This window comes from Bradyrhizobium sp. S3.3.6 (assembly GCF_040546905.1).
Classification (GTDB): domain Bacteria; phylum Pseudomonadota; class Alphaproteobacteria; order Rhizobiales; family Xanthobacteraceae; genus Bradyrhizobium; species Bradyrhizobium cytisi.
In genome coordinates, this window is record NZ_JBEPOT010000022.1 from 28,763 (window position 1) to 50,485 (window position 21,723).

Here is a 21,723-nt window from a genome sequence, read left to right on the forward strand (position 1 = left end):
CGGTGATGTCCCACACTCGGCCTTTGAACTTAGCGAGCGATTTCGGCGCAGTGCGTCGTTGGCTCCCGTGGCGTTCGAAATACTGAACCCGAGAAACTTGCGCTTTTCCGGTCGTGCCACGTGCTCTTGGCCTCGTTGATCTTAGCTGCGGCCTATTGGTCAGGAACCGAGTGATTGAGGCCATGACCCGCTCGCCGGCGCGATGACTGCGAACATAGATGTTGCAGTCGCCTGCACAGCAGGCAGACCGACGCATCGTCAGCCGCATCATTCACAGGCTGCAATCGGGTGCACGATGCCGTGATTGTCCACGTGAATACGGCCCTTACACGACGATCCACAATCGCTTCAATCGCTAGGCCAAGCGAGGGCGATGGTGCGCAATCTTCGAAGCGCTGGCCAAGCCTGGCGAAGACGGTGTCGTGATGTCGCTCGACTCGACCTCGATTAAAGCTCACCGGTGTGCCTCCGGCGGAAAAGGGGAGAGCATAATCAAGCAATCGACCGCTCGCGCGGAGGCCGCACGACAAAAATCCATGCGCTGAGCGATCCGCTTTGCCGGCCGGTCGTCCATCTGACTCCAGGCCAGCATGCCAATATCGCTTCGGCTCCCGATGTCCTGGCGCTCGCGCCACCGATGAGCACGCTCACTCGTCGACAAAGGTATGACGGCGACAAGCTTCGCGGCGAAATCATTCGTCGCGGCGCCAAGTCCCGTAATCCCCAATAACTCTAACCGGGTCGTCATCCATCGCTTCAACAACGCGCCTACAAACGCCGCAATGTCATCGAGCGCTGCTTTTGCAGGCTCAAGGCCTTCGGCGCATCGCCACGCTATAAGACAAGCTCGCCCGTAAATTTTTGGCCGCTGTTCATCTGGCCGCCCTCCTCGCATATTGGCTCAATTGAGCCTGGACCCTAGTTGCGGAGATCCATGAAGATCGACAAGAGCGCAGGTACTGTTTTTCCGCCTGGCAGCCGGTTGCCCGACCTCAGGGTAAAGTATCGCGTGTACCCTATGGGCGAAGGAAACAGCAGATTCAGGTCCCTGGAATTATTGCCCTTGGCGCATCTGCCCGCCGGTTGATGCCGGCGTCGCCCGCACGTGGCGGCGGGCGCCTAGCAGGCTGCTGAAATATCTACGCTAAAAATAGACTGCCAATCCACCTTGGCGAAACGGTTCGATGCGCGGGAGCGACGTGTTCATGGAGCAGCTGTTCACGATGAAGCGGTTGGAGGATTTCGTTCCAAAGCCGCGCCAGTCGCGGCCGCTCTCCGGCTGTACCGGTTCCTACAGGAGATTGAGATGGACGATGAGTCCATCGGGCTCCAGCGCATCCAGCTTTGCCGAAGACATTTTCGAACCCCGGATCTTGACAGCCGAAAATCGGGGGCACTGCCAATGGCCTCAGACGAATAATACTATGTTCGCCTTGTTGTCGCGAGTCGGATCGGGCACGCCCACGCTGCGTGCGGCGCGAGCGATCTGCGCCAGGACGCGACGATGGCGTCGAGGAGAACGACAAAGGCGGAGAGGGTCTGTGACCCCCACGGCGATCCTCAATTTGGCCTTCTGGGGCTTGGCGGCATGCGCCGAACTAACAGAGCAGGCGGTTAGCGCCCATGACCAGCATCATTCGTGTCAAAACGTGCATGCGAACCTCCGTGGCTGTTGGGAGAGCGTTAGCAGGGTTCATCGGCAGGCGCGGGCCGCCAGACCACGAGCCGATCGGTTGGCGTTCCGCTCGCTGACCGAGAAGCTGGACACCATCGTGCCGACCGCGATCACCGGCGACATGCACAGCGTCAACAAGGCAGACTTCGCCGTCCTGCCCTGGTTCGGTCTGCGCTTCGATCCGCGCCTTATCAATCTCGAAGATCAGTTGCAGGAACTGTATTGCGTCCGATGATCCGGCGCCTACGAGAAGTGCCTGATCCGGCCTGCCGGGAGAATCGACGGCGCCTGATGGCGACGCTCGAATGCTACGAGCCTTCGCTCGTCGCTTGGCGCATCCTTTCGCGCACAGCGAATGTTTTAATGACTGTCGACGACGAGGACGCAATCAGCGTGATGAGACGTCTGGCAAATCCGAGGGTTAGCGATCCCGCTGTAGTTGCAGGCGAAAGTGGTGGTGTTGGCCTCGCAGCCTTACTGTAGGCTGCTTCTGACCCGACCTTGGTGGCAAGATTGGTCTTGGACCCAATTGACGGTTTTTTTTGATCAACACCGAGGGCGCGACATATCCTCTCGTGTAAGAACAGCTCGTCAGTGCGACGCCAGCGGAAGTGACCGCACGAACATTAAACTGGCCAAGAACATCGTCGGCCCAATTTCTCGAGCTCGTGCGGCGCGCGGCGCCAAGCTCTCCAGTAACAACGATGCGACAATCGGCGGCGTGACGTATGGGAACGGCCGGCCAGGGTCTTCGACCGGATACAACGACGCTGCGGCCCTGTCCGCACCCTTCGAAAAAACCACAAGCCCTCAACGCAACGCCGGTGAACTTACCCAGACAACTGGTCTCCACCAGGCCGTGATCCTAACCGCCGGTTCTGCACGACCAGTTTTGAATGTCGCTCGCAACCGAGACTAACCTGGAATCTGCACCGGCAGTGCCGAATAACCGTGCACAAAATTAGATTCAACTCGCTCCGGTTCGCCGACCACCTTTACCTCCAGAGATCGTTTCAGCATCTCCTCCCACAGGATTTTCAGCTGCAGCTCTGCGAGATGCCTGCCCACGCAACGATGAATCCCAACTCCAAATGAGAGATGCTGTCGTACATTTTCTCGATCAATGACGAAGCTGTTGGGGTTCGCAATGACTTCGCCGTCTCGGTTGCCAGAGATATACCACATCACAACTTTATCGCCTCGCCTGATTCGCTTGTGGCCTATCGTCAAATCGTCCACAGCCGTCCGGCGCATGTGCGCGATAGGCGTTTGGTATCGTATAATCTCGGATACCGCCCCGGGCAGTAGCGAAGCATCATTTCGGAGTTTTCGCAGTTCGGACGGATTTTGGCTCATGAACAAGACGCCACCGCTGATTGAGTTGCGCGTTGTATCGTTGCCTCCAACAATCAGCAGAATGAGGTTGCCCAGGAACTCGCGCGGCTCCATGTTTCGCGTCGCCGGCGAATGCGCCATCATCGAGATCAGGTCAGCGCGCGGCTCGCAATTGACCCGTTCGCTCCAAAGCCGTGTGAAATAGTCCAGGCACTCCGACAGCACCACCTTTCGTTTTTCCCAGCTGTCGATCTGGTCGCCCATTTGTGGCGTCAAGGCAGCTACGTCCGACCAGTAGGTCAGCAACCGTCGATCCTGAAATGGAAAATCGAACAGCGTGGCCAGCATTTGGGTCGTCAACTCGATCGAGACCCTGTCGACCCAGTTGAAGGTATCATTGCGCGGCAAACCGTCCAAGATCTTCTGAACCCGCGAGCGAATCAAGCCTTCAAGATTCGCCAGATTCTCCGATGCCGCTATCGGACTGATAGTCTTACGCTGCTGAGTATGGACAGGAGGACTCATTTTGATGAAACTGGGGGTCCAATACTCCTCCGGCGGGTCGACGATTGTGACGCTTCGCTCTGATGAGAATATTGTGTGATTTGAGTCCACGGCTATGATGTCGCGGTATTTTGTTATCGACCAGTATGGTCCGTATGGGCTGTCTTCGCAATAATGGACAGGATCCTCCCTTCGCAGCCGCTCGAAACAAGGCCAAACGGTATCATCCTTAAAGCGCTTGGGCTCGCTTACATCAAGGCGGCTCAGCGGGATATCAGCACTCTCGCAAGCGTTCTCTGCCGTTAATGCTATCATGGTTGCCTCGCGGAGATTGGCCTGCAATTTTGCTTGCTCAGCTGAGTGCGCTCTAGAGTTCGCTGGAAAGCTCGGTCGAAAAACAACGAGCTTGGGCGGTGCACTAACAATGTGTGACGCATGTCCATGGCTCGGGTTCGCGAGAGCTCTGAAATCTGAAATCATGTTACGGCGAAGTTGGGTCGACCTTGGCTCGGCCCCTGTCGATGCAGAATAATGGCAAAGCGGGCGAAGCTCCCCTATCGGATTTGGGAGGTGTACGAACGCGTGTTTTTGTCGTAGTCAATTCAGGACGCAAGCACTCGCAGCTGCACGCAGCCGCTTATCCTCATTCTCTCGGGCAGGCACGCCCTTTGCTGCGAAGGTGGCGCCGAGAACTGGGCGACCCTGGAGTCGATCGTGAACACAGCAAAGCTCCATGAGCTCGACCCGCAGGTCTACCTGACTGACGTGCTGGACCGCATCGCCTCGGGGGCAACCAAGAACCATCGGCTGCACGAGCTGCTCGCCTAGAACTGGAAGGCGGCCCGCCAGCGCGCTGCGCAGGCCGCTGCGTGAGCCCACGTCGCCATAAAGCATCGTCGATGACCGCCGCCGCGATGCCGATTGCGTTGCTCGAACGATGGCTCCGGGCTCGCGTCGATCAGCAGCCTGCCGCCACAAGTCTTCCCATGCTCGACGGTCACGTCGGCGCGATCGTGGCCTGACCGATGTCATGAGCCCGCTCGACTGGATCTGGCCGCTGCTCCCATTGATGCCGATGCTTTCAACCACGGCGGCACACCGGAGTTTGCCGCGATCTCCGCCGTTGCGCTGCGCCATAACCAGATCAGCCAAATCCTTTCGACCACGCATCGCCATTTCGAGCCGATGCACCGCCGCAAAGCCAATGGCGACGTCGATCCGCGTCCTTGGTGTCAGGATTTCTATGCCGCGATGCGATTCAAACTATCGGCGTGGGGGCCATTGCTGGACGCCAGCAACGTCAATCACGGCCTGCTTCTGCCAGTTCTGCTGCACTGTGCCGACGATCAGGGACAGCCGCTGCTCGGAGCACCACAAAGCGGCCGCGAGACGCGGCGCGCCTACGCCGATATTCCGCCGCCCGTCGAGGCCATCCGCCAGTACTAGTACCCGGAATCAGAGCTGAGTGATACAGCGGCCTTTAAATCGGCGTTGACGGACCTTTTTCTTGGTCCAGACGAAGGGCTGAGCTTTGTCATTGTAGGCTTTGATATAGGCATCGATGTGCTGCTCGAGTTGTTTGAGGCTTGTGAAGGAAGCGCCGCTGAGCGACTGCCCCTGCAAGATCGAGAACCAAACCTCGACCTGATTGAGCCAGGACGCGCTTGTCGGCGTGAAATGAAATTTCACATTTGGATGGGCCTTGAGCCAGTGGTCGTTTTTCTGATGGGTGTTGAGATTGTCGAGGATGACGTGAAGCTGACGGTCAGGAAAAGCCGAGGTGACGCTGTCCATGAAGTCGAGGAACTCGACACGCCGCCGCTGCTTTGAATGCGTCGCGATGATCTTTCCGGTGCCAACCTCGAGTGCCGCAAACAGCGTTGTCGTGCCATGCCGCTTGTAGTCGTGGCTCTGACCGGTCAGGGCGCGACCATTGGGCAACTTCAGATAGCCCTGCGCCCGCTCCAAAGCCTGGATCGAAGGCTTTTCGTCCACGCATAGCACAATGGCCCTCGCGGGCGGGGCGACGTAGAGGCCGACAACATCGGCAGCTTTGGCCGTGAAATGCGGGTCATTACTCTCGCACCAGGATTTGCGAACCACGAGGTCGATCTTGTGGTTGCGCAGGAACCGCCAGACATATTGGACGTCAACATCGCCCAGCTCCTCGGCCAGCAGCGGTCCCGTCCAGCGCGCAAACCCTTCCGGTGACGGTTTGTCCAACAGCCGCAGAATCCGCTTGTCGGTGGCCTTCGTATAGATCGGCTGCTTGCCAGGCCGCGGCTTGTCTTGCAGCCCTTCAAGACCATGGTCGGCATAGCGATGCCGCCACAGACTGACAATCCGCGGCTGGACCTCAACCTCCTTGGCAATCGACCGGGTGCTGCGCCCGGCCGCAGCCAACAGAACGATCCGAGCCCGCTTCAAATCGCGCTGCAATGTCACCGGCGAGCGGCAACATGCCTCAAGCACCTTGCGATCCTTCTTCGAAAGCTGGACTTCTCTTGCTTCGGGTATCATCCCGATGTTGAATCACGACTCACGCTTTATGAAAAGTGGGTACTAGATGCCAATCCGTTACGCGCGCGCCTGCTGATCACCGCAAACGTGGGACCTCTGGTCGCGTGCAAAGCTGGCGTGGGTGCCGGGTTCGGGCGGCAAATCCGGCGCCGTCGTTGCGATGGCCTGGATTCCCGGCTTTTCCTCGCACGACAGGATCGCCACCGCCTTTCCTCTCAGGCGTGATGGTTGCTTCCTTGCCGGGTCGCGGGCGATCGTCTAGGGCGGCCACCGGGCTATCGACCAGCGCGCGCTCGACACAGCGCTGCACCGTATGATGGATGCGACTGCAAGCCTTTGGCCCGCTGGGCAAAACGAAGGATTTTCGCGATACGCGAGCAGCATCTGCGCCCGCGATAACCGGCTCGCCAGTTCAGTTCTCGATCGCGAAGAGCCGCCAATGTTGCTATCTCTTCGTCGGTCATCGCCAACTCGACCGCTCACCGCCATCCAGCCATGACACTTCGCCGACCGCAAACCAGGAATCCGCCAACTTACCCGTCCGTTCCATCCAGCCTGCTCCTACATCGCAGCTTCATGGAATCGATCGTCTAGTCACGATTGGTGCATGATCGTTGGATCCGTGAGCCCTTCGGGCGAAGACTCGCATCGTGTTCGCGGAGAAGCGGTAAGCTCACGCCTGCGTTCAGTAAGTCCCTATTGAACGCCATTTTTAGCGGCAAACCACGCTATCCGCTTGCCGAGGCGGAGCATGGCCAGACGCAGATCGTTCGACAGGGGACGTAGTTGCGGGGTACTGGGGGTTTACCCAGCCCAGCAAGACAGGTCGCCGGTAGCTCTGCCGAGACTCAGGAAGTGGTCTGGCGATTTACGTGGGAAGATCCGATTGATCCAATTGACGGGTCTTTCTGATCAACACCGAGGGCGCGACATATCCTCTCGTGTACGAACAGCTCGTTAGTGCGAAGCCAGCGCAAGTGACCGCGAAGAATATTAAACCGGCCAAGAACAGGTCAACGGATGGGGCGAGCTCGTGAGCCTTTCGTAAGCCGTCCGATCCGTACGCCCTGGGAGACCGGCCAGCGTTCGGGCCTTACAGATGGCTCATCGCCGCGCAGAGGCTGGCCCCTGCGCGGCGCAGGGGTTCATGTCCCTTCGAGCTGGGCGCGCGGATCAGCTCACTCAGAATGAGGGGTTTGAGATGCGCCGGTGCTCTCCGATTTGTCGGGCGGACTTAAATCCGGCATTACCAAATCCATCGCGAGTCAACCGGGTGCCGGCACATCGACGCTCACGCAAATGTCGAAGACGAATCCGGGATACAGCGGCTTGGCTCGCGTTGCCGCCGAGGATCCAACCGCGATCTCCCCGCAGCACTACGTTTCGCACGATGACTAGCTAAGCCGCGTAACGGCAACTTGAGGCGTGGGCCGATCTCTGCAAAGCCGGCCTTCAAGTACAATGCTGAGCAGGGACTACGGCTCCATATGGGCTGCCTCGGCGCCCCCACTTCAAGCTGGCCCCAGCCCTTTAGCGTACCCAGGCCCACCGCAGCCTCAATGAGACGCATCGCGACCCCAGTCGAGCGCTGCTCCGGCACCACGTAGAGTTCGGTGATAATGCCGTAGGTTCCGCCCGCAAAAAGGGCGGCGCTTTCCGACAACATAATGAGGCCGACCGGGCGTAGCTCCGTGAATGCCAGAAACCCATAGACGCGCTCTTTCATGGCCAGTAGGTCGACGACAAGCTGGGTATCTAGTCCGCCCTGCTTTTGTCCGCCCTCAAGTTCGGCAAGTAGGGCGGCAACCATGTGGGTCACCGTTGTGGCGTCATCGATAGAGACTTCACGCGTGGTCACCATGTGATAACCTCTTCCAAGTTGAGTTGAGCCAACATACGACCTCGTCCGGCGGCGCATCGGAGCGGGGGCCGCCGCAGCACCGATTCGAACAGATATGCTGCACGGTTGACGGTCGGATGACGCCTTAGGTCACACTGAGGTGATAGCGTCTTCGTGTCGCTCCCAACCACAAATATCTCAGAAAATCGAAAGATAACTTGTCGAACATCGTAATGGTCGCACGGAGCGCTCTCTCCTTCTTTGGACCTGCGTATCGCCCCACATCGTGTTCAAACTCGGACGTTGCAGGAGTGCGGCTGCCCCCTTGCGAGCGATTGTCCGGTCCAATTCCGAGCAATGACGTTCAGCGGCCTCCTTACCATGACTGCGCGCGAGCATCATGAGCGTCGCTGACCAGCAGCATTGCCCGAAATCAATGCTCTCAGAAACTTGTCCAACGCGCGAGTCCAAGACAAACTGTTTTTCTTGTGTTCAGACAATCAGTTTTCTCTAATTTCTCATCGGACGCGCCATTTGTTGCCGCGCGACGTAGAACATCTCGGACGTCCGATGACGGGTGCAATTTGGTCGTTTAGCTCGCGATTGAGACCAGCTTCTCCCGTGTTCTTCGAATCGACAATGCCCCCTGATGAAGCCGGGTTCTCGGCGAGCCATCGCATTTCGGTTCAATGCTTTCCGAGAGTATCGTCAGGCTGTATCGTGCGAGATCGTCTCTATCATTCCCTTCGAATCTGCTGTTGGAAGACAGTTCTAATGCTTGCGGACACGGGTTACAGCGTAAGACGGTCTCGGCATTTCAGCAGAAGAAAGCTTAGGTTACCGATGACGCGGCGGGTTACTGCCATTCCAGAACACGTACTGCTGCACGATGGAGATGCCGGGCTATGCCCGCGTAGCACTCCTGCCAGCGCGCAAACGGCAAAGAATGAGGCAGACGTCCGAAATAACCTACTACGTCGCTTTGCGGTTCGTAGCCTTCCTCTGACAGAGCGGGCCCGAAACGGCTGAGGCGCGATTCGCCTCCATCACTGCGCCGGCTAGCATGAACGAAGGCTTAGTTTATTCGGGATTACTCCATTCTGCGGCCGCCGTGACATTTCCGTATCAATGCGTATCGGCATTCCTCTGCAGCTGCGCCGTCGGAACGATGTGAACGACGTGATGGCCTTTGTCGAGCGGCTACCGTGGGAAGACGGGCATCATCGCGGCGGTATGTGCCTTTGCGTCGTGAAACAGAATGATGCCCTTCCCCTCAGCGTTGAATCGGCTGACGATGAGCTTCAACTCCTGGCCTGGGGTCATTTCCTCCCAGACGCTGGCCCCCAGGTCCGCTCCAAACACGAAAATGCCCCGATGCTGGAGCAGATCGAGCGTCTTAGGCGTCGAGTCGAAATTGCGGAAGCGGAGGAACGGCGTCGAGGGCGCAATTGTCGATATGCCATGGAGCGCCATTTCGTCAGCCGCAATCCCGCGGTCGATGTCCTCTTTCGCCTTCTCGAAGCTGATCTTCGACGCCATCGAATGCGACCATCCGTGGTGCGCGATGGTGTGGCCTTGCGCGGCCAGCCGCCGCGCGAGCTCGGGAATTGGGCCGACGACTTGCCGACCAGGAAGAATGTGGCTCGGACGCGCCCCTGCGCGCGGCGCTGTCAGACTTTTTCCGTGTGCGGCGGCCGGGGCCCATCGTCGAAGGTCAGCACAATTTCGCGCTCGGCCAAGGGCGCGGTCTGAGGAAAACTCTTTGGTCCGACCCGCGAACGTCTCCCCTTCCGCGGCCAACTCAACCGGACGCCGCCGGATTTGCGCCGATTGATGCCTGAATCATCTTCGCCAGGCCGAGATGAGCTTTAGCATCTCATTTCAGCAAGGAGGTCGCCTCCCGCCTCTGCGGCGCGTTAGCTCATACCATCTAATTGCGCGTGGCGTCGTGCTCGATTTAATTGCGCTTCGCAAACATTAATTCGTGCGAACATGCGATAGGACCGGTGCATTATGTGAATTTGCCGCACACTGCTAGGCAACGTTCGTGGACGGGTGCTTCGTCGTCTTGACGCGCGTTACACTGCATCGACCATCGACGCTGACGGGCGCGTCACCATCGATTGTGGCACGATGGACGACACGATGCTGGTCACCGTAATCGTTGACCGCATAATGCAGTGTTGCGCGGTTATCCCAAATCGCGACATCGCCTTCTTTCCAGCTCCAGCGTACAGTATTCTCGGGCGCCGTGATATGGGACTGGAATAGATCAAACAGCTTCTGGCCGTCGCGTTTTGGGATATCGATAAACCGTTGCACCAGATCGCCGAGCACCAGCGCGCGCTCGCCGGTCTCGGGATGTACACGGACCACCGGATGCTCGGTCTCATAGATCGTTTTGGTAAAGACCTCATCAAAATGTTTCTGGTCGATTTCGCGAACACGGCAGGTCCCGGCGTAGTCGAAGGCGTTGCTGTGAACGGTCCAGAGTTCGTCGGCAAGCCGTTGGAGCGGCCTCGGCAGATCCAGATAGGCGGCCACAGCGTTCGACCAAACCGTATCGGCACCGGACGCTGGGATCACAACGGCTCGCAAAACCGCAAGTTTGGGATAGGGCGCGAGAAACGTTCCATCGGTGTGCCATACATCAGCCCGACTACCTCCGCGCGCGGAATCAAGCTCGATGATCGAGGTCGTTCCATTGATGGTACCGAGCGTCGGATGCGGCACCAGCCTTCCCAAACAAGCAGCAAAGCGCTCCTGCTCCGCGTCATCAAGATGCCCTTGATCGCGGAAAAAGATCACCTTGTGTTCGAGCAGCAGGCTATTAATCGCAGCGACGGTTTGGCTCGGTAAATCACCCGAGAACTTGACATTTCAGATTTCAACACCGATGCGCGCTGCGCGCTTGACGACGTCGGTCGGTTGAATGACACTATCAGTCGAAGCCGTTTCTTTCATTGCGAACTTCTCCAAGCGTTGCGGATTCTTCAATCGGACGAGGGCGCATGTCACTCGGTTTCGAAGGCGACCCACATCGCTCTACGGTACTCTCGAGCAAGCACCATGCCAGTCGGAAAACGAAGCTGTGAAGGTCCGTCAGCTAGCTGATCGGAGGATAATTCGAACAGTTGCCAGGAACTCGATGCTGCCCCCTCCTCTTTCCAACCCGAACCCGTCAAAAACCGGACGTAAGCATTTGAGGCGAGCGCCTGGGTCGGCGGGGAAAGGCATAGGGCGCATAATCGACAGGAATTGTACCGATCGGCACTCGAAGAGAAAGGCCGTACGGTCCTGGTGCAACGTCCGGCAACCAGCCGTGCGTGCCGTTCTCGTCCAGTATGCGCCTTCCACTCAACTGTTTGCGGCAATCGGCCAAGTCTCGAGCCGCGTCTGCGAACGAGCCATCACCGGCTCCCAAGGTGTCCGGGACCCGCCCCGCCCGTGATCACAGCCGGAACATCATCCGCTGGAAATGGAAGAGGAATAGACAAACTTGGAAGAGCTCCAAACGATTGAACTACGGTTTCATCCAGGCGAAAGCCATTGATCCGCGGCACTGGGGTCGCGATGTTCTCGATGCAGCGACGTCCGAGCACGGTAAGGCAGATGTCCTGCACGGTCCCGCTGGCTTTGCCTAACAAACCAAAGATATGTCCACTCCCAGTCTTTATAGGTGTTTCAATGTTGTCAAAGTAATTACCCTCGACCAGTGCTTGCACAGATGATCCAGCATCCACTGCATGGAAGAATCCGCCGCTTTGTTGCGCATTCGTGTTGTGGAAATAATTGTTAACGAGATGAATAACGGCGTGGGCCCCGTCGATGTGCGGCGCCCGCCCCGAAATCTCATGGAAATAGTTATTTGCGATGGTGATCGTCTGCGGGACACCAAGAAACAGGAGATTCCAATAGTGCTCCCCGTTGCAATACGAGGAATAGGTATCGCTACCATCGAAGTCGTTCCAGGAAATCGTAATATTCGTCGTAGGGCCAAAGCCGCCGGCAATCATCTGTCGCCCGATATTATGAAATCGGTTGTGATCGATCCAAACCAGGTCGGCTCGTGCAATTGCAATAGCATCGCCGGCAAATATCACGCCTTGATTGACATCACTGATGGTCAGGTTGCGAATAACGACATTGCTGACCCCATTCAGGCGCAGCCCCTTCCCTTTGATTGTAGCGCTCGGACCAACGCCGATCACTGTTTTGTTTGAGCCAATTTCCAGCGGGCGCTTGCCGGCCCTGTCGAAGCCGACCAAAGTCTTCCCCTTGCCATCGCAATGCGCGTCGTTGCCATCCATAAGGAGAAGGGACTCACGCTTGTAAGGCGCCGAACAAGTGCGGCCGTATTGGCATCCCTGCCCCTCGCCTCGCCCTTCCGTACCGGTAAAGTCTATGGTTCCGATTACCTGGATCTCGCGCGGACTATTGTCATTGCACTGCCCGAAGCTGTACGAACGACATAACTCATGATTCAGAGCTTCGGTTGATCTGACCTGAACTATCTCGCCTCCAAGTCCGCCCGTCGCTGCAGAGCCAAAGCCCTTGAGAGCTTCGGATCGCGCATTGTTCGATCCGAGCACGGAAGAGATGCCGAGGACGACAGCAAGTCCGCCGAGCACGCGCAACGAACGCTTGATGTGCTCCATCGTGTCTTTCCTAGACATATGCTCTCTCTGCTACCCGGAAATCCGCACGAGAAACTGAACTTTCGAACTGAGATGCTGAACTGGAATGGGCCATCAGCATGGGGCGTTAACGCCATCACATCGGCCTCAATAAGGCAGCAACGGAATATTGGAACCGTGCTAAACAACAGCCGAAGTGTGCAGCCGCAGGCTCCGCACCAACTGCGACGGATCTGGGTAGCCATTGAGCCACTCACGGCCGATGAAAGCAGCGGTCGATGCTTCGAGAGCTCAGTCAGAATGAAAGCAAGATGCTATCCCACGGCTGGCCGTAACGCGCACGGCTCGAAGACCACGGCTGAACCAGCTTGCAAACGCGCTCGTCGATCTACCCCCTTTGACACATCATCAGTTAGCTGCCCTCAGCGCGAGCGCGCGCGGAGGAATGAAACTACCCAGATTGGCTCTTTCTGTGATCCAGCATGAGGCGCACCCCCAGTTCAAATCAGGAGTCGCCCGGCTGTCGGCCGGGCTGCCGGGGAGCTTCGCCCATGTACACGCCGCCCGCCTTCGAGTCGTCGACGTCGCCGACCTTCATCGGAAAATGCGCGAGGCACGGTCAGCGACAGTGGTCACCGCCACTCACGAAGGGCTTGTTGGAGAGATGCTGCCCGTAGTATTCGACGAGCGAAGGCTCCATGGGCACCATTTGTGCGCGCCTGGCGCGTTCGAACCTGCAGTGGAAGCTGACGCCGACTGGCGAGGCCATGGCGATTTTCGCTGGAGCGCAGGCCTATATTAGCCCTTCCTGGTACGTGACCATGCACGACACAGGCGAGCCGTACCGACGTGCGACTATGTCGCGGTGCATGCCTACGATCCAGTTGAGTTCTTCGATGGCACGCGGAAGATGAGCCAGAATGCAATACGGCGGATCGCGCCGGCGTCATCGAGGCTTATCCAACAGCGACCGTGACGAAGAGCGTCGTGCGGCTCACCTCATTCCGAAAGGATGACGAACCCGAACGGCTTGCTGTAAACGAACCCGGCGCCACGTGGATTTTCTCGACTTCCTCGACTGCCCTCCGTCTGCACAACGACGTGCTGGCGCCGGTGGGTTTCTGCTCGCGTCAGGTGCCTTACGCAGCACAGAAGAGTGCATGATGCCATCGAACGCGCGGCGTCTAACGCGAGCGGCAGCCGTGGCGCCCTGGCGACGAGGCCAACTCCGGAGAAGAAAAACGATGCACCAGTGGCAGCCCATGGGATGGTTCGCAGCGCATTGCAGCAATGCTTTGCATTGAGATCGGAGTTACGAGCGCGGCGTCGGCTCTTTACTGTCAAAGCACCCTCTTCACAACCAGTTCAGCACGGACTCTTGCGATCGGGTTAACCTGATCCGCCCCCGAAGCTCTGCTCCACCTCGAGGGTTGCATGCAACTATTGATATCGCCCTTCCGGCTCAAACAACGATGCTTTGAATGACGATTGCCGTACGCATCTCGAACACTGCGTCTGCAGGTTTCGTCTGATTGTGCTTGATGGCTTGCAATTCTCTAGAGATTTGCAAAGGGCCAGCGAGTGTCTGGAATCTGACATTGCGGTCGGATTGCAGATTGTCTGACAGGTCGCGATAATCTGCGGTCGCGCCAACACTCCCGACGGGCCGCAAGAAACGCGAATGTCTCAAGTTATCAACGTCGCGCAGCTTACTTCTGTCATGATTCTCGGAGCTCCCGGAGCACCCCTGCTCGACGACGCACTCGCCCCAAGACGCTCAAGTGACCTGTTCCGCCCGATCCACGCCCTCCGGCGCAACGGGCATGCTGAACTGAAAGACGGCTCCGCGAGGATCATTGGCGCTTGCCCACATTCGGCCCCCGTGCGCCTCAATAATAGAATGGCAAATGGCCAGACCCATGCCCATGCCTTCGGATTTCGTGGTGTAAAACGCCTCGAACACGCGGTCTGCGCTGTTTGGATCGAGTCCTGGACCCGTATCCCGAAAAGAGACCAATACATTATTCGAGCCATCAGTCCGCGTAGCGATCAGTAATTCGCGCTCGCCTTCGTTGATCTCGCTCATTGCCTCGATGGCGTTCGTGATCAGATTGAGAATCACCTGCCGCACCTGAACGCGATCTGCTCGAACGAGCGGCAACGCCTCAGGCCGTCGGGTTCGTACCCACACATCATGTTTTGCGAGTTCCGCGCCAACTAGGGACAGCACCTCTAAGATCACTTCGTCAATTGCAAGAAGCTCCGTTTGTATCGGAGCCTTGTTCATAAGAGCGCGGATCCGGCGGATCACGTTCCCCGCGCGCATACTGTCACGGACAATCAAACCGAAGGTCTGCCGAACTTCTTCCAGGTTTGGGGGTTGAGCACCGAGCCAATTTAGCCCTGCCCCGGCATTGCTGCTGATCGCCGCAATCGGCTGGTTCACCTCATGGGCGATCGAGGCGGCCAGCTGTCCCATTGTCGTGATCCGATTGGCGTGTGCAAGGCCCATCAGAGTTTCGCGATACCGTCGTTCGCTTTCACGGGCTTCCGCTTCCACTCTCTTTCGCTCCGTCAGGTCGAGGACGAAGCCAACACCTTGGTCCTGTCGCTCATCGAATACGGCGAGGCCAATTAGCACCGGCACGCGGCTGCCATCCTTCCGAACATACTCTTTCTCGAACTGCTGAACAGCTCCGGTCCTTTTTGCTTCTATCCGAGCATCCATTGTGCGCTCGTGCCATTCTGGAGGCGTCAGGTCGAGACCGTTCACTCGCCCTGCGAGAAGATCCTCTTGGTCGTATCCAACCATCGTGAGGAATGCTTGATTTGCCTCGATGATCTCGCCCGCTTCGCGGATGATAAAGATTCCGATGATGTTAGCGTCGAGTAAACGCCGGATTTTCGCCTCCCGTTGCTGCACTTCGCTATACAACCGGCTGTTTTCCAGCGCTGTTGCAGCTTGAGAGGCAAGCATTTTCAGCACGGAGTTGCGGGCAGCCGAGAATATGCGCGGGGCGAGATTATTCTCCAGATAAAGTACGCCGATCAGCTTGCCCTGCGTGATCAGCGGCAGGCAAAGGATAGAACGTGCTTTGCGCTCGCGGATATACGGATCTTCCGCAAATGAAGGCTGGGCGGCAGCATCTTCGAGAATGACGTTTTCGCGGACACGTAGGACGAAATGCAGCACGGACTCGGGAAGAGCCATCGGAGTCACGGACTGTTCATCCACCTTTACAAGCAGTGCATCCGCTACCGTTGTGGCTTCCGCCTCGATCCGTGGCTCGCCTCCATCCAGCAGAATCAACAAACCTCGCTCGGCGCCAGCCTGCTCAATGGCAGTCCGCATAAGCGAGTCGATTAGTTTTTGAAGCACAATCTCGCCGGAAATCGCCTGCGACACTTTTGTCACCGTCGCCAGATCAAGATGCTCAACCGGAGCTCCGATCCTCATGCCATCCACGGCAAGAGTGGTCTCATGGTTGAGATGGGGATTCAGCTCGTCGAGTTGATGCACCTTACCATCTGCTCCCCAACGAAGGTAGCCATGCCGGGCGTCCTGCAGGTAAACCCGGGAGATCCTGTCAAAACCGCGCGCAGCATAAAAGCGCGCTGCAAGTTCACAAGCGACCCCCTCGTGATGGGCGAAACCGTTACGTCCTGCGGTCTGGATTGAGTGTTCGTACAGTCGCATTGCGTCTACATCTCGGCATTCCAACCTCGCAATTTCAGCCCCGACCAAGGAAGCCCGATTGTCAAAGTTTTCGGGGCAATTCGTGGCCCATATCTGCAGTTGTCTGTAATGGGCATCAATTATTTCTCGATGTTGCTGTTGCTCGCTTTCACACAGCCTGTCGCAGTAACACGAGTGAGACAGCGCACCATAGAAGTGAAACTCCGCGATCAAGGGCTCTGTCGGCATGGTCCATAATTGGGGCTCCGCCTTCGAGCGAGCACCAACAGCCGCAGCGTAATCGCCAGCTAGAAACCGCGCCTGAAGCTTGCGGATCCAATAGACAGTTTGGCTAGGCGACCGCTCTGGACTTCCGGCCAACGATCGTTCAACGTCCAGCTCGTTAAATTGTTGGTCATCGAAGCATCCGAATGAGCGCGTGAGGCCGCGCATCGTTCTAACGATTGCGAGCTGAGCATCTATGGTATCAGCAGCGAACTGCACCTTTCTGTTCCGTGTCGTGGCAATGCTCTTCTCTATCTCATTCTGCACCTCTCTCAGAGGATCTCCGGCCATGATCATGTTTGACGTTAGATGAACCAAACTGTACGCCTCATAGATGAGGTCGCCGCTAATCACCGCAGCTTCGTGCGCTCGCCGAATCAACACTCGGCCATCTCTTAAGGGATTCGTCCATGGGATCACGTTGCATCCAACGGCCAAATAGACTGGAGCCCGAAAACGAGAGAACTCACCGCGATCGACCAGGTCGCAAGCAAGACGGCCAAATTTGTCAGCCGCTTGGTAGTCACCGAAGCGCCCGGCCGAGATTCGGCCTAGCCACGCGTAATGGGTGCAAGAAGCATCAGTATTGCCGTATTCGAGGCTCATGCTGACGGCTCTGCAGATGACCAAAGCGGATAAATTGGCGTCCGTGAAGCCTGCGGGCGGAAGAATCCGAGTCAAGACGGCGAGCGTGGCAAGCGAGGTCTGATCTGTCATTCTAGGCAAACCAGCAAGATCCTCGATTGCGTCGGGCAGCTGTGACCACATCCGCTGATATTCGGCCAGTGCTTCCTGGTCCGTCGGATGCTGCGACCACTCGATCCCGACGTCGTGGAGATATTCGAGACCTATGAGCACCGCCCGCTCGTGCTGACCGAGCGTCAAGTAAAGATCGACCCGCAAACATGCGACCGTTGCTTGTTGGGGCGCGTTCAAACCCCGCTTCGACAGTGCGGACAAGAGACTCTCTGCAATCTCCAGCTGGCCTACTAAGAATTCGCATTCGGCCCGGCTGGTCTCCAGTGCGAACGCGAGTTCGTGGCGCCTTTGCCATGAATCCTGCGCGAGCAGCGCAGCACCGACGGTGAAATATGTGAGTGCCGAGGCGTAGGCCGCCGACGCCCTCGCACGCTGCCCTGCGATTAAATTCAATTCCGCGAGCCGCTCTCGCTCCTCACCGGAAGCGATTAGCGCGACACCTCGATTGAGTTGACTGACAACATCGAAGATAGCCTCTTCACGTTTGTGCGCAGGGACATGTGCCGCAAGCATCCGACCGATCCGCAAATGGGCAGGAGCGCGCGAGGATTCCGGCACCAGCAAGTAAGCCGCCTCTTGAACGCGATCGTGGACAAAGCGGTAGACTGTTCCCTGGCGCGCGATCAGTTCCTGCCGGATCGCTGGCCATAGCCTCGCATGCACCTGTTCCTGTGATGTTTCGAGCACGATCGCAAGCTCCACCGTCCCGGCCATGTTGCCGAAACAGGCCAGCTGTTGCAGCGCGTTCTGCGTTTCCTCGGGCAGCCGGATGAGCTTGCCGAGCATCAGATCGACGACGTTCTCGGTGTAGGCTTTTGCGTGAATGCGCTCGAGATCCCAACGCCAGCGCGCCGACTCGTGATCGAACGTCAACAGCGGCTCTTCGGCCAGTTCGGACAAGAATTGAATGGCGAAGAACGGATTGCCCATCGTCTTCTGATGCACCAACTTTGCAAGCGGGGCAGCGCGTTTTGGTCCGCAGCGAAGGGTATCTGCGACCAACTGCGCGACATCGTCTGCAGTGAGCGGCGACAGCGTGATCTCCTCTAGATTTACGTCGGCTCTCCTGATGGAGTCGAGCTTGCGTTTGAGTGGATGGCCTGCATCAACTTCGTTGCTGCGGTAAGCTCCAATGAGCAGCAGGTGCAGGTCCGACTGAGTCAGAAGATCCTCGATCAGGTCGAGCGTTGCGGCATCGAGCCAGTGCAAATCGTCGAGGAAGAGCACCAATGGATGGGTTCGCCGGGCGAACACACCAATAAAGCGGCGAAGCACGAGCTGGAAACGATTCTGCGCTTGCCGGGCTGGAAGCTCAGCAGGCGCGGGCTGCTCGCCAATGATCAGGCTCAGATCGGGGATCAATTCGACCATCAGCCGTCCATTCGCGCCGAGCGCCTCCCGGAGCGCTTGCCGCCAGGTCGCGAGTTCGCCCTCACTTTTGCTGAGAAGAGGACGCACAAGACTCTGAAAGGTCTGCACTAGTGTCGCATAGGGAACATCGCGCTTCAGTTGGTCGAATTTGCCTGATGCCAACAGCCCGCGCGAGGGCACGAGTACTTTGTGTAGCTCCTGGACAAGCGAGGACTTACCGACGCCGGAGTAGCCGGCAACCAGCACCAACCTCGGCGCGCCGCTCTTCACCGCGCGATCGAAAGAGGCAAGCAAGGTCTCGATCTCGCGGGCTCTGCCATAGAGCTTCTCGGGGATGAGCAACCGATCAGGTGTGTCGTCTGCGCCCAGCTCAAATGTGTCGATGCGACCGTGGTTCGCCCATGCTGCCAGACAGTGTTGCAGATCGTGCTCAAGGCCAGCGGCAGTCTGGTAGCGTTCCTCGGCGGTCTTCGCGAGGAGTTTCATCACAATCTGAGAGATTGGCTCCGGGAGGTTTTGCGATTTCTCGACAGGCGGTGTTGCTTTTCTTGCAATATGACAATGGATCCACTCCAAGGGATCTGAGCCCGTGAACGGCAGCGCGCCGGTCAGCATCTGATAGAATGTCACGCCAAGTGAATACAGATCACTGCGACAGTCGACTGAGCGATTCATTCGTCCGGTCTGTTCGGGCGCCATGTAGGGCAGCGAGCCGGCGATGAACTCGGCAGGCTCAGGCGGCACGCGCTCGCGGGAAAGACGGGAAGCCAGACCAAACCCAGTGAGTCGCACCTGTTCGTCAGGACAATTGACCAGAATGTGAGCGGGTTTCAGGTCCTTGTGGACCAAGCCGTTCCGGTGAAGCTTGCCCACGGCCCTCGTGATACCAACGGCGAGGCGCAGGAACGGCTTGGGCTCCATACGGATCCCGAGTAAATTTAGTAGTGGCTCGCCGGATGGATTCTCCAGGACCAGCATAGTCCGACCGGCTTCCCGGATGAGTTCCAACGGCCGCACCGCCCATGCCTCGTCTAGCTCCTCCCTCAGCTCAAACTCATGGGCGAGGCGGTCGAGCGTCGCTGGGTGTTCCGCGATGGGCCGCACGACAAGCACGACAGCCCTGCTGCCGTGGGTTTGCCGACGCCACGCACGGCAGAACGCGCGATCACCGTCCTCCCACAGGGGCTGGATGTCACTGTCGACATTTGAGCCGAACAGAGTTCGGCTGAGGGGGTCCCGCGGCATTTGCCCGCCCAGTCAATAAGGATTGAGCCAAAATCTGACACATATGGGGCGAGCTTGTGAAGGGACTTCGCAAACGGCGCGAATACCGATCAAGACCGCAAAAGACCGGACCGCGGCAATCAAGATGCGACTTACACACCCAATACGTCACAACCCGATCGTGTCGATCCACCCCAATCCCGCGCGCAGGCAGGCCTGCACAGCATCGGCGGCGAGCGCTCCCGACTAGCGCAGTGTATGGGCGAAGGATCCTTTTTGATGGAGCGGCTCGTAGCCGTTACCCGACCACCAGCGGCCCACTGCACGACGTGCAGCAGGGCCCCCAGATCGCTGCTACTGCTCAAGCAGGCAATGACATGTGAAAGCTGATCGGTTGCCCACGATCGGCGCAACGCGCGAGGCCATTGGACGCCGGCTTCTGACGGCTGCATCGGCCTGAGCGTCCGGGGAGCGATGCGCAATGCCATCCCCATGAGCTATCGCGAGATCTCCTGGCACGAACTGAAGTCCCGAGCGCCACAACTTGCTTCGCACAACGCCATCCGAGTATGTCTTTCGCGCAAGCGACCATACCGTCGACGCACACAGTCTTCAGCACCGAACTAATATGGCATTGGGCCGAGAGACGTGTCTTCACAAGTTCGAGCCGTCCGGCGCGCGCTGTCACCGCCTTAACCGTGCGCCCGGTCCGTACCGGCGTCACATGTGAAATCTTGATCATGCTGCCCCCGTGAAGCAAGTAGCGCGACGACACTGAGGTCGCCGTACCGAGCTAAGGAAGCACAGAGCCTGTGCATCCAACAGGATATTGAAGGAGTTCGCCGTACACAATTTTGCACTTGAGGAAGACCGCCCCTCCGACAACGCCTCTCAGATACTAGTCACGAGGTTGATTCACAGATCGCAGGAGAGACTTAGCTCGAACGAGACGAATCCAATGATGCGACGGCGCGTTTGGACATTGACCGATCAACAAACCAAAAGGCCTGATGGAGTGACTTGAGCCAATGAGGCAGCTTCTTTGTAAACTTGAGCCCCTCGAAATCGGTTATCCTAAAGCTCAGAGCGCTCGGTCCATTGCGGCAAATCGAACAGCTGGACCTTTTCGCCACCTCGGTGGCTGCCCCGCGGACATAAGCGCGGCCGATATTGCTTTTTCGAGCTGAAACCGCACTGGCGCAGTTTCAGCTCAGCCTGTTCCCCTCGAGGCCTGTACCGGTTCGCAGGAGGGCGATTTCCGGCCATGCGAAGCCGATCAATCCGAGAGAGATCTCGCTGCTTAAATCGCTTCAAGCAAGGCGTAAGCTACCCAAAACGGGTGTAAGAGAATTGCAATTGAAATGAAGAACAGCGGAACGCCTCTTCTCGCCACGCGCACTGTGACAGCATTTATCCAACCTCTGCCAACGAGAACTTTGCTGGATCGGACTTTGCCAATTCGATAGATCTACACCGGGATCGTACAACGTGATGCCACGAACGATTCAAGCCCTTCCTGGCCGGTGCGAAGTCGCAGGAAGTAACGACCTACTCTGCCTTGCTGAGCGAGTTTCAGTTTTGCCACGCTGGTTGCTTCATTGGAGGCAGCATCGCCACGGATGTACTGGCGATGTGGGGCGAACCCGGCGCACTTTCTTCTCGACGGAGTGCGTCGGGCCGCCTTTAATGACCCTGCCTGGGGGCCTTAGTGTCTGTCCGAGAACATCTTGAATCATCGGAATCGTTTGTGATTCAAGGGAGGCGGTCCGAATTTGAAGGGGCGCCCATGTGGACGAAGGAGCACCGCAGTCGTTACGACCGCAGCCGGCTACGTTATCCCAGCGACTTGACCGATGAGGAATGGGCGTTGGTGGAGCCGCTGATTGCGCCGGCCAAG

At 57.9% G+C, this 21,723-nt stretch carries 11 protein-coding genes and 5 pseudogenes; 7 read left to right on the forward strand and 9 right to left on the reverse strand.

Annotated elements, in window-relative coordinates; all coding sequences use genetic code 11:
- Positions 1-239: 239 nt before the first annotated feature.
- The 3 pseudogenes from ABID59_RS36375 to ABID59_RS36385 all read left to right on the forward strand — a co-directional run.
- Positions 240-909, forward strand: a pseudogene (locus ABID59_RS36375) (IS5 family transposase); the annotation flags it as partial.
- Positions 910-1,769: 860 nt separating this feature from the next.
- Positions 1,770-1,958: pseudogene (locus ABID59_RS36380) on the forward strand (Tn3 family transposase); the annotation flags it as partial.
- 5 nt (positions 1,959-1,963) lie between these two features.
- A pseudogene (locus tag ABID59_RS36385) lies at positions 1,964-2,256 on the forward strand (diaminopropionate ammonia-lyase); the annotation flags it as partial.
- 334 nt (positions 2,257-2,590) lie between these two features.
- Here ABID59_RS36385 and ABID59_RS36390 read toward each other — a convergent pair.
- Entirely contained in the window at positions 2,591-3,829 is a 1,239-nt protein-coding gene (locus tag ABID59_RS36390; RefSeq protein WP_354086548.1) for a cytochrome P450, read from the reverse strand.
- Positions 3,830-4,228: 399 nt separating this feature from the next.
- On the opposite strand from ABID59_RS36390, the gene ABID59_RS36395 reads away from it, so the two are divergent.
- Together ABID59_RS36395 and ABID59_RS36400 are read left to right on the forward strand one after the other, a co-directional pair.
- Complete coding sequence (locus tag ABID59_RS36395; protein WP_354086549.1) at positions 4,229-4,342, forward strand: transposase domain-containing protein; 114 nt, start codon at positions 4,229-4,231, stop codon at positions 4,340-4,342.
- A gap of 93 nt (positions 4,343-4,435) precedes the next feature.
- Complete coding sequence (locus ABID59_RS36400; protein ID WP_354086550.1) at positions 4,436-4,960, forward strand: hypothetical protein; 525 nt, start codon at positions 4,436-4,438, stop codon at positions 4,958-4,960.
- 9 nt (positions 4,961-4,969) lie between these two features.
- On the opposite strand, the gene ABID59_RS36405 is transcribed toward ABID59_RS36400, so the two are convergent.
- The 7 genes and pseudogenes from ABID59_RS36405 to ABID59_RS36435 form a co-directional block, all read right to left on the reverse strand.
- Entirely contained in the window at positions 4,970-6,034 is a 1,065-nt protein-coding gene (locus ABID59_RS36405; RefSeq protein ID WP_354086551.1) for an IS630 family transposase, read from the reverse strand.
- A gap of 57 nt (positions 6,035-6,091) precedes the next feature.
- Complete coding sequence (locus ABID59_RS36410) at positions 6,092-6,238, reverse strand: hypothetical protein (protein ID WP_354086552.1); 147 nt, start codon at positions 6,236-6,238, stop codon at positions 6,092-6,094.
- 1,087 nt (positions 6,239-7,325) lie between these two features.
- Positions 7,326-7,895, reverse strand: a complete 570-nt coding sequence (locus ABID59_RS36415) for a GNAT family N-acetyltransferase (RefSeq protein ID WP_354086553.1) — start codon at positions 7,893-7,895, stop codon at positions 7,326-7,328.
- A 1,179-nt stretch (positions 7,896-9,074) separates the two neighbouring features.
- On the reverse strand, positions 9,075-9,413 hold the full coding sequence (locus ABID59_RS36420; protein WP_354086557.1) for a polysaccharide deacetylase family protein: 339 nt from the start codon (positions 9,411-9,413) through the stop codon (positions 9,075-9,077).
- 6 nt (positions 9,414-9,419) lie between these two features.
- Positions 9,420-9,674: pseudogene (locus tag ABID59_RS36425) on the reverse strand (hypothetical protein); the annotation flags it as partial.
- 234 nt (positions 9,675-9,908) lie between these two features.
- Positions 9,909-10,838, reverse strand: a pseudogene (locus ABID59_RS36430) (TauD/TfdA dioxygenase family protein).
- Positions 10,839-11,284: 446 nt separating this feature from the next.
- On the reverse strand, positions 11,285-12,532 hold the full coding sequence (locus tag ABID59_RS36435; RefSeq protein WP_354086554.1) for a pectate lyase family protein: 1,248 nt from the start codon (positions 12,530-12,532) through the stop codon (positions 11,285-11,287).
- Between the two features lie 677 nt (positions 12,533-13,209).
- On the opposite strand from ABID59_RS36435, the gene ABID59_RS36440 reads away from it, so the two are divergent.
- Entirely contained in the window at positions 13,210-13,425 is a 216-nt protein-coding gene (locus tag ABID59_RS36440) for an FMN-binding negative transcriptional regulator (protein ID WP_354086555.1), read from the forward strand.
- 863 nt (positions 13,426-14,288) lie between these two features.
- Here the strand turns inward: ABID59_RS36440 and ABID59_RS36445 are convergent.
- Positions 14,289-19,847 (reverse strand): trifunctional serine/threonine-protein kinase/ATP-binding protein/sensor histidine kinase, encoded by a 5,559-nt coding sequence (locus ABID59_RS36445; protein WP_354086556.1) that lies wholly within the window; start codon positions 19,845-19,847, stop codon positions 14,289-14,291.
- Between the two features lie 1,765 nt (positions 19,848-21,612).
- On the opposite strand from ABID59_RS36445, the gene ABID59_RS36450 reads away from it, so the two are divergent.
- A partial coding sequence (locus tag ABID59_RS36450; protein WP_502916857.1) for a transposase occupies positions 21,613-21,723 on the forward strand: 111 nt, incomplete at its 3' end.

What these genes read in the sequence shown, in the direction of transcription:
- ABID59_RS36405 (WP_354086551.1), bottom strand. Translation starts at nt 6,034, where the DNA reads ATGATACCCGAAGCAAGAGAAGTCCAGCTTTCGAAGAAGGATCGCAAG.
- ABID59_RS36440 (WP_354086555.1), top strand. Translation starts at nt 13,210, where the DNA reads ATGGGCACCATTTGTGCGCGCCTGGCGCGTTCGAACCTGCAGTGGAAG.
- ABID59_RS36420 (WP_354086557.1), bottom strand. Translation starts at nt 9,413, where the DNA reads ATGGCGTCGAAGATCAGCTTCGAGAAGGCGAAAGAGGACATCGACCGC.
- ABID59_RS36445 (WP_354086556.1), bottom strand. Translation starts at nt 19,847, where the DNA reads ATGCCGCGGGACCCCCTCAGCCGAACTCTGTTCGGCTCAAATGTCGAC.
- ABID59_RS36415 (WP_354086553.1), bottom strand. Translation starts at nt 7,895, where the DNA reads ATGGTGACCACGCGTGAAGTCTCTATCGATGACGCCACAACGGTGACC.
- ABID59_RS36390 (WP_354086548.1), bottom strand. Translation starts at nt 3,829, where the DNA reads ATGATAGCATTAACGGCAGAGAACGCTTGCGAGAGTGCTGATATCCCG.
- ABID59_RS36435 (WP_354086554.1), bottom strand. Translation starts at nt 12,532, where the DNA reads ATGGAGCACATCAAGCGTTCGTTGCGCGTGCTCGGCGGACTTGCTGTC.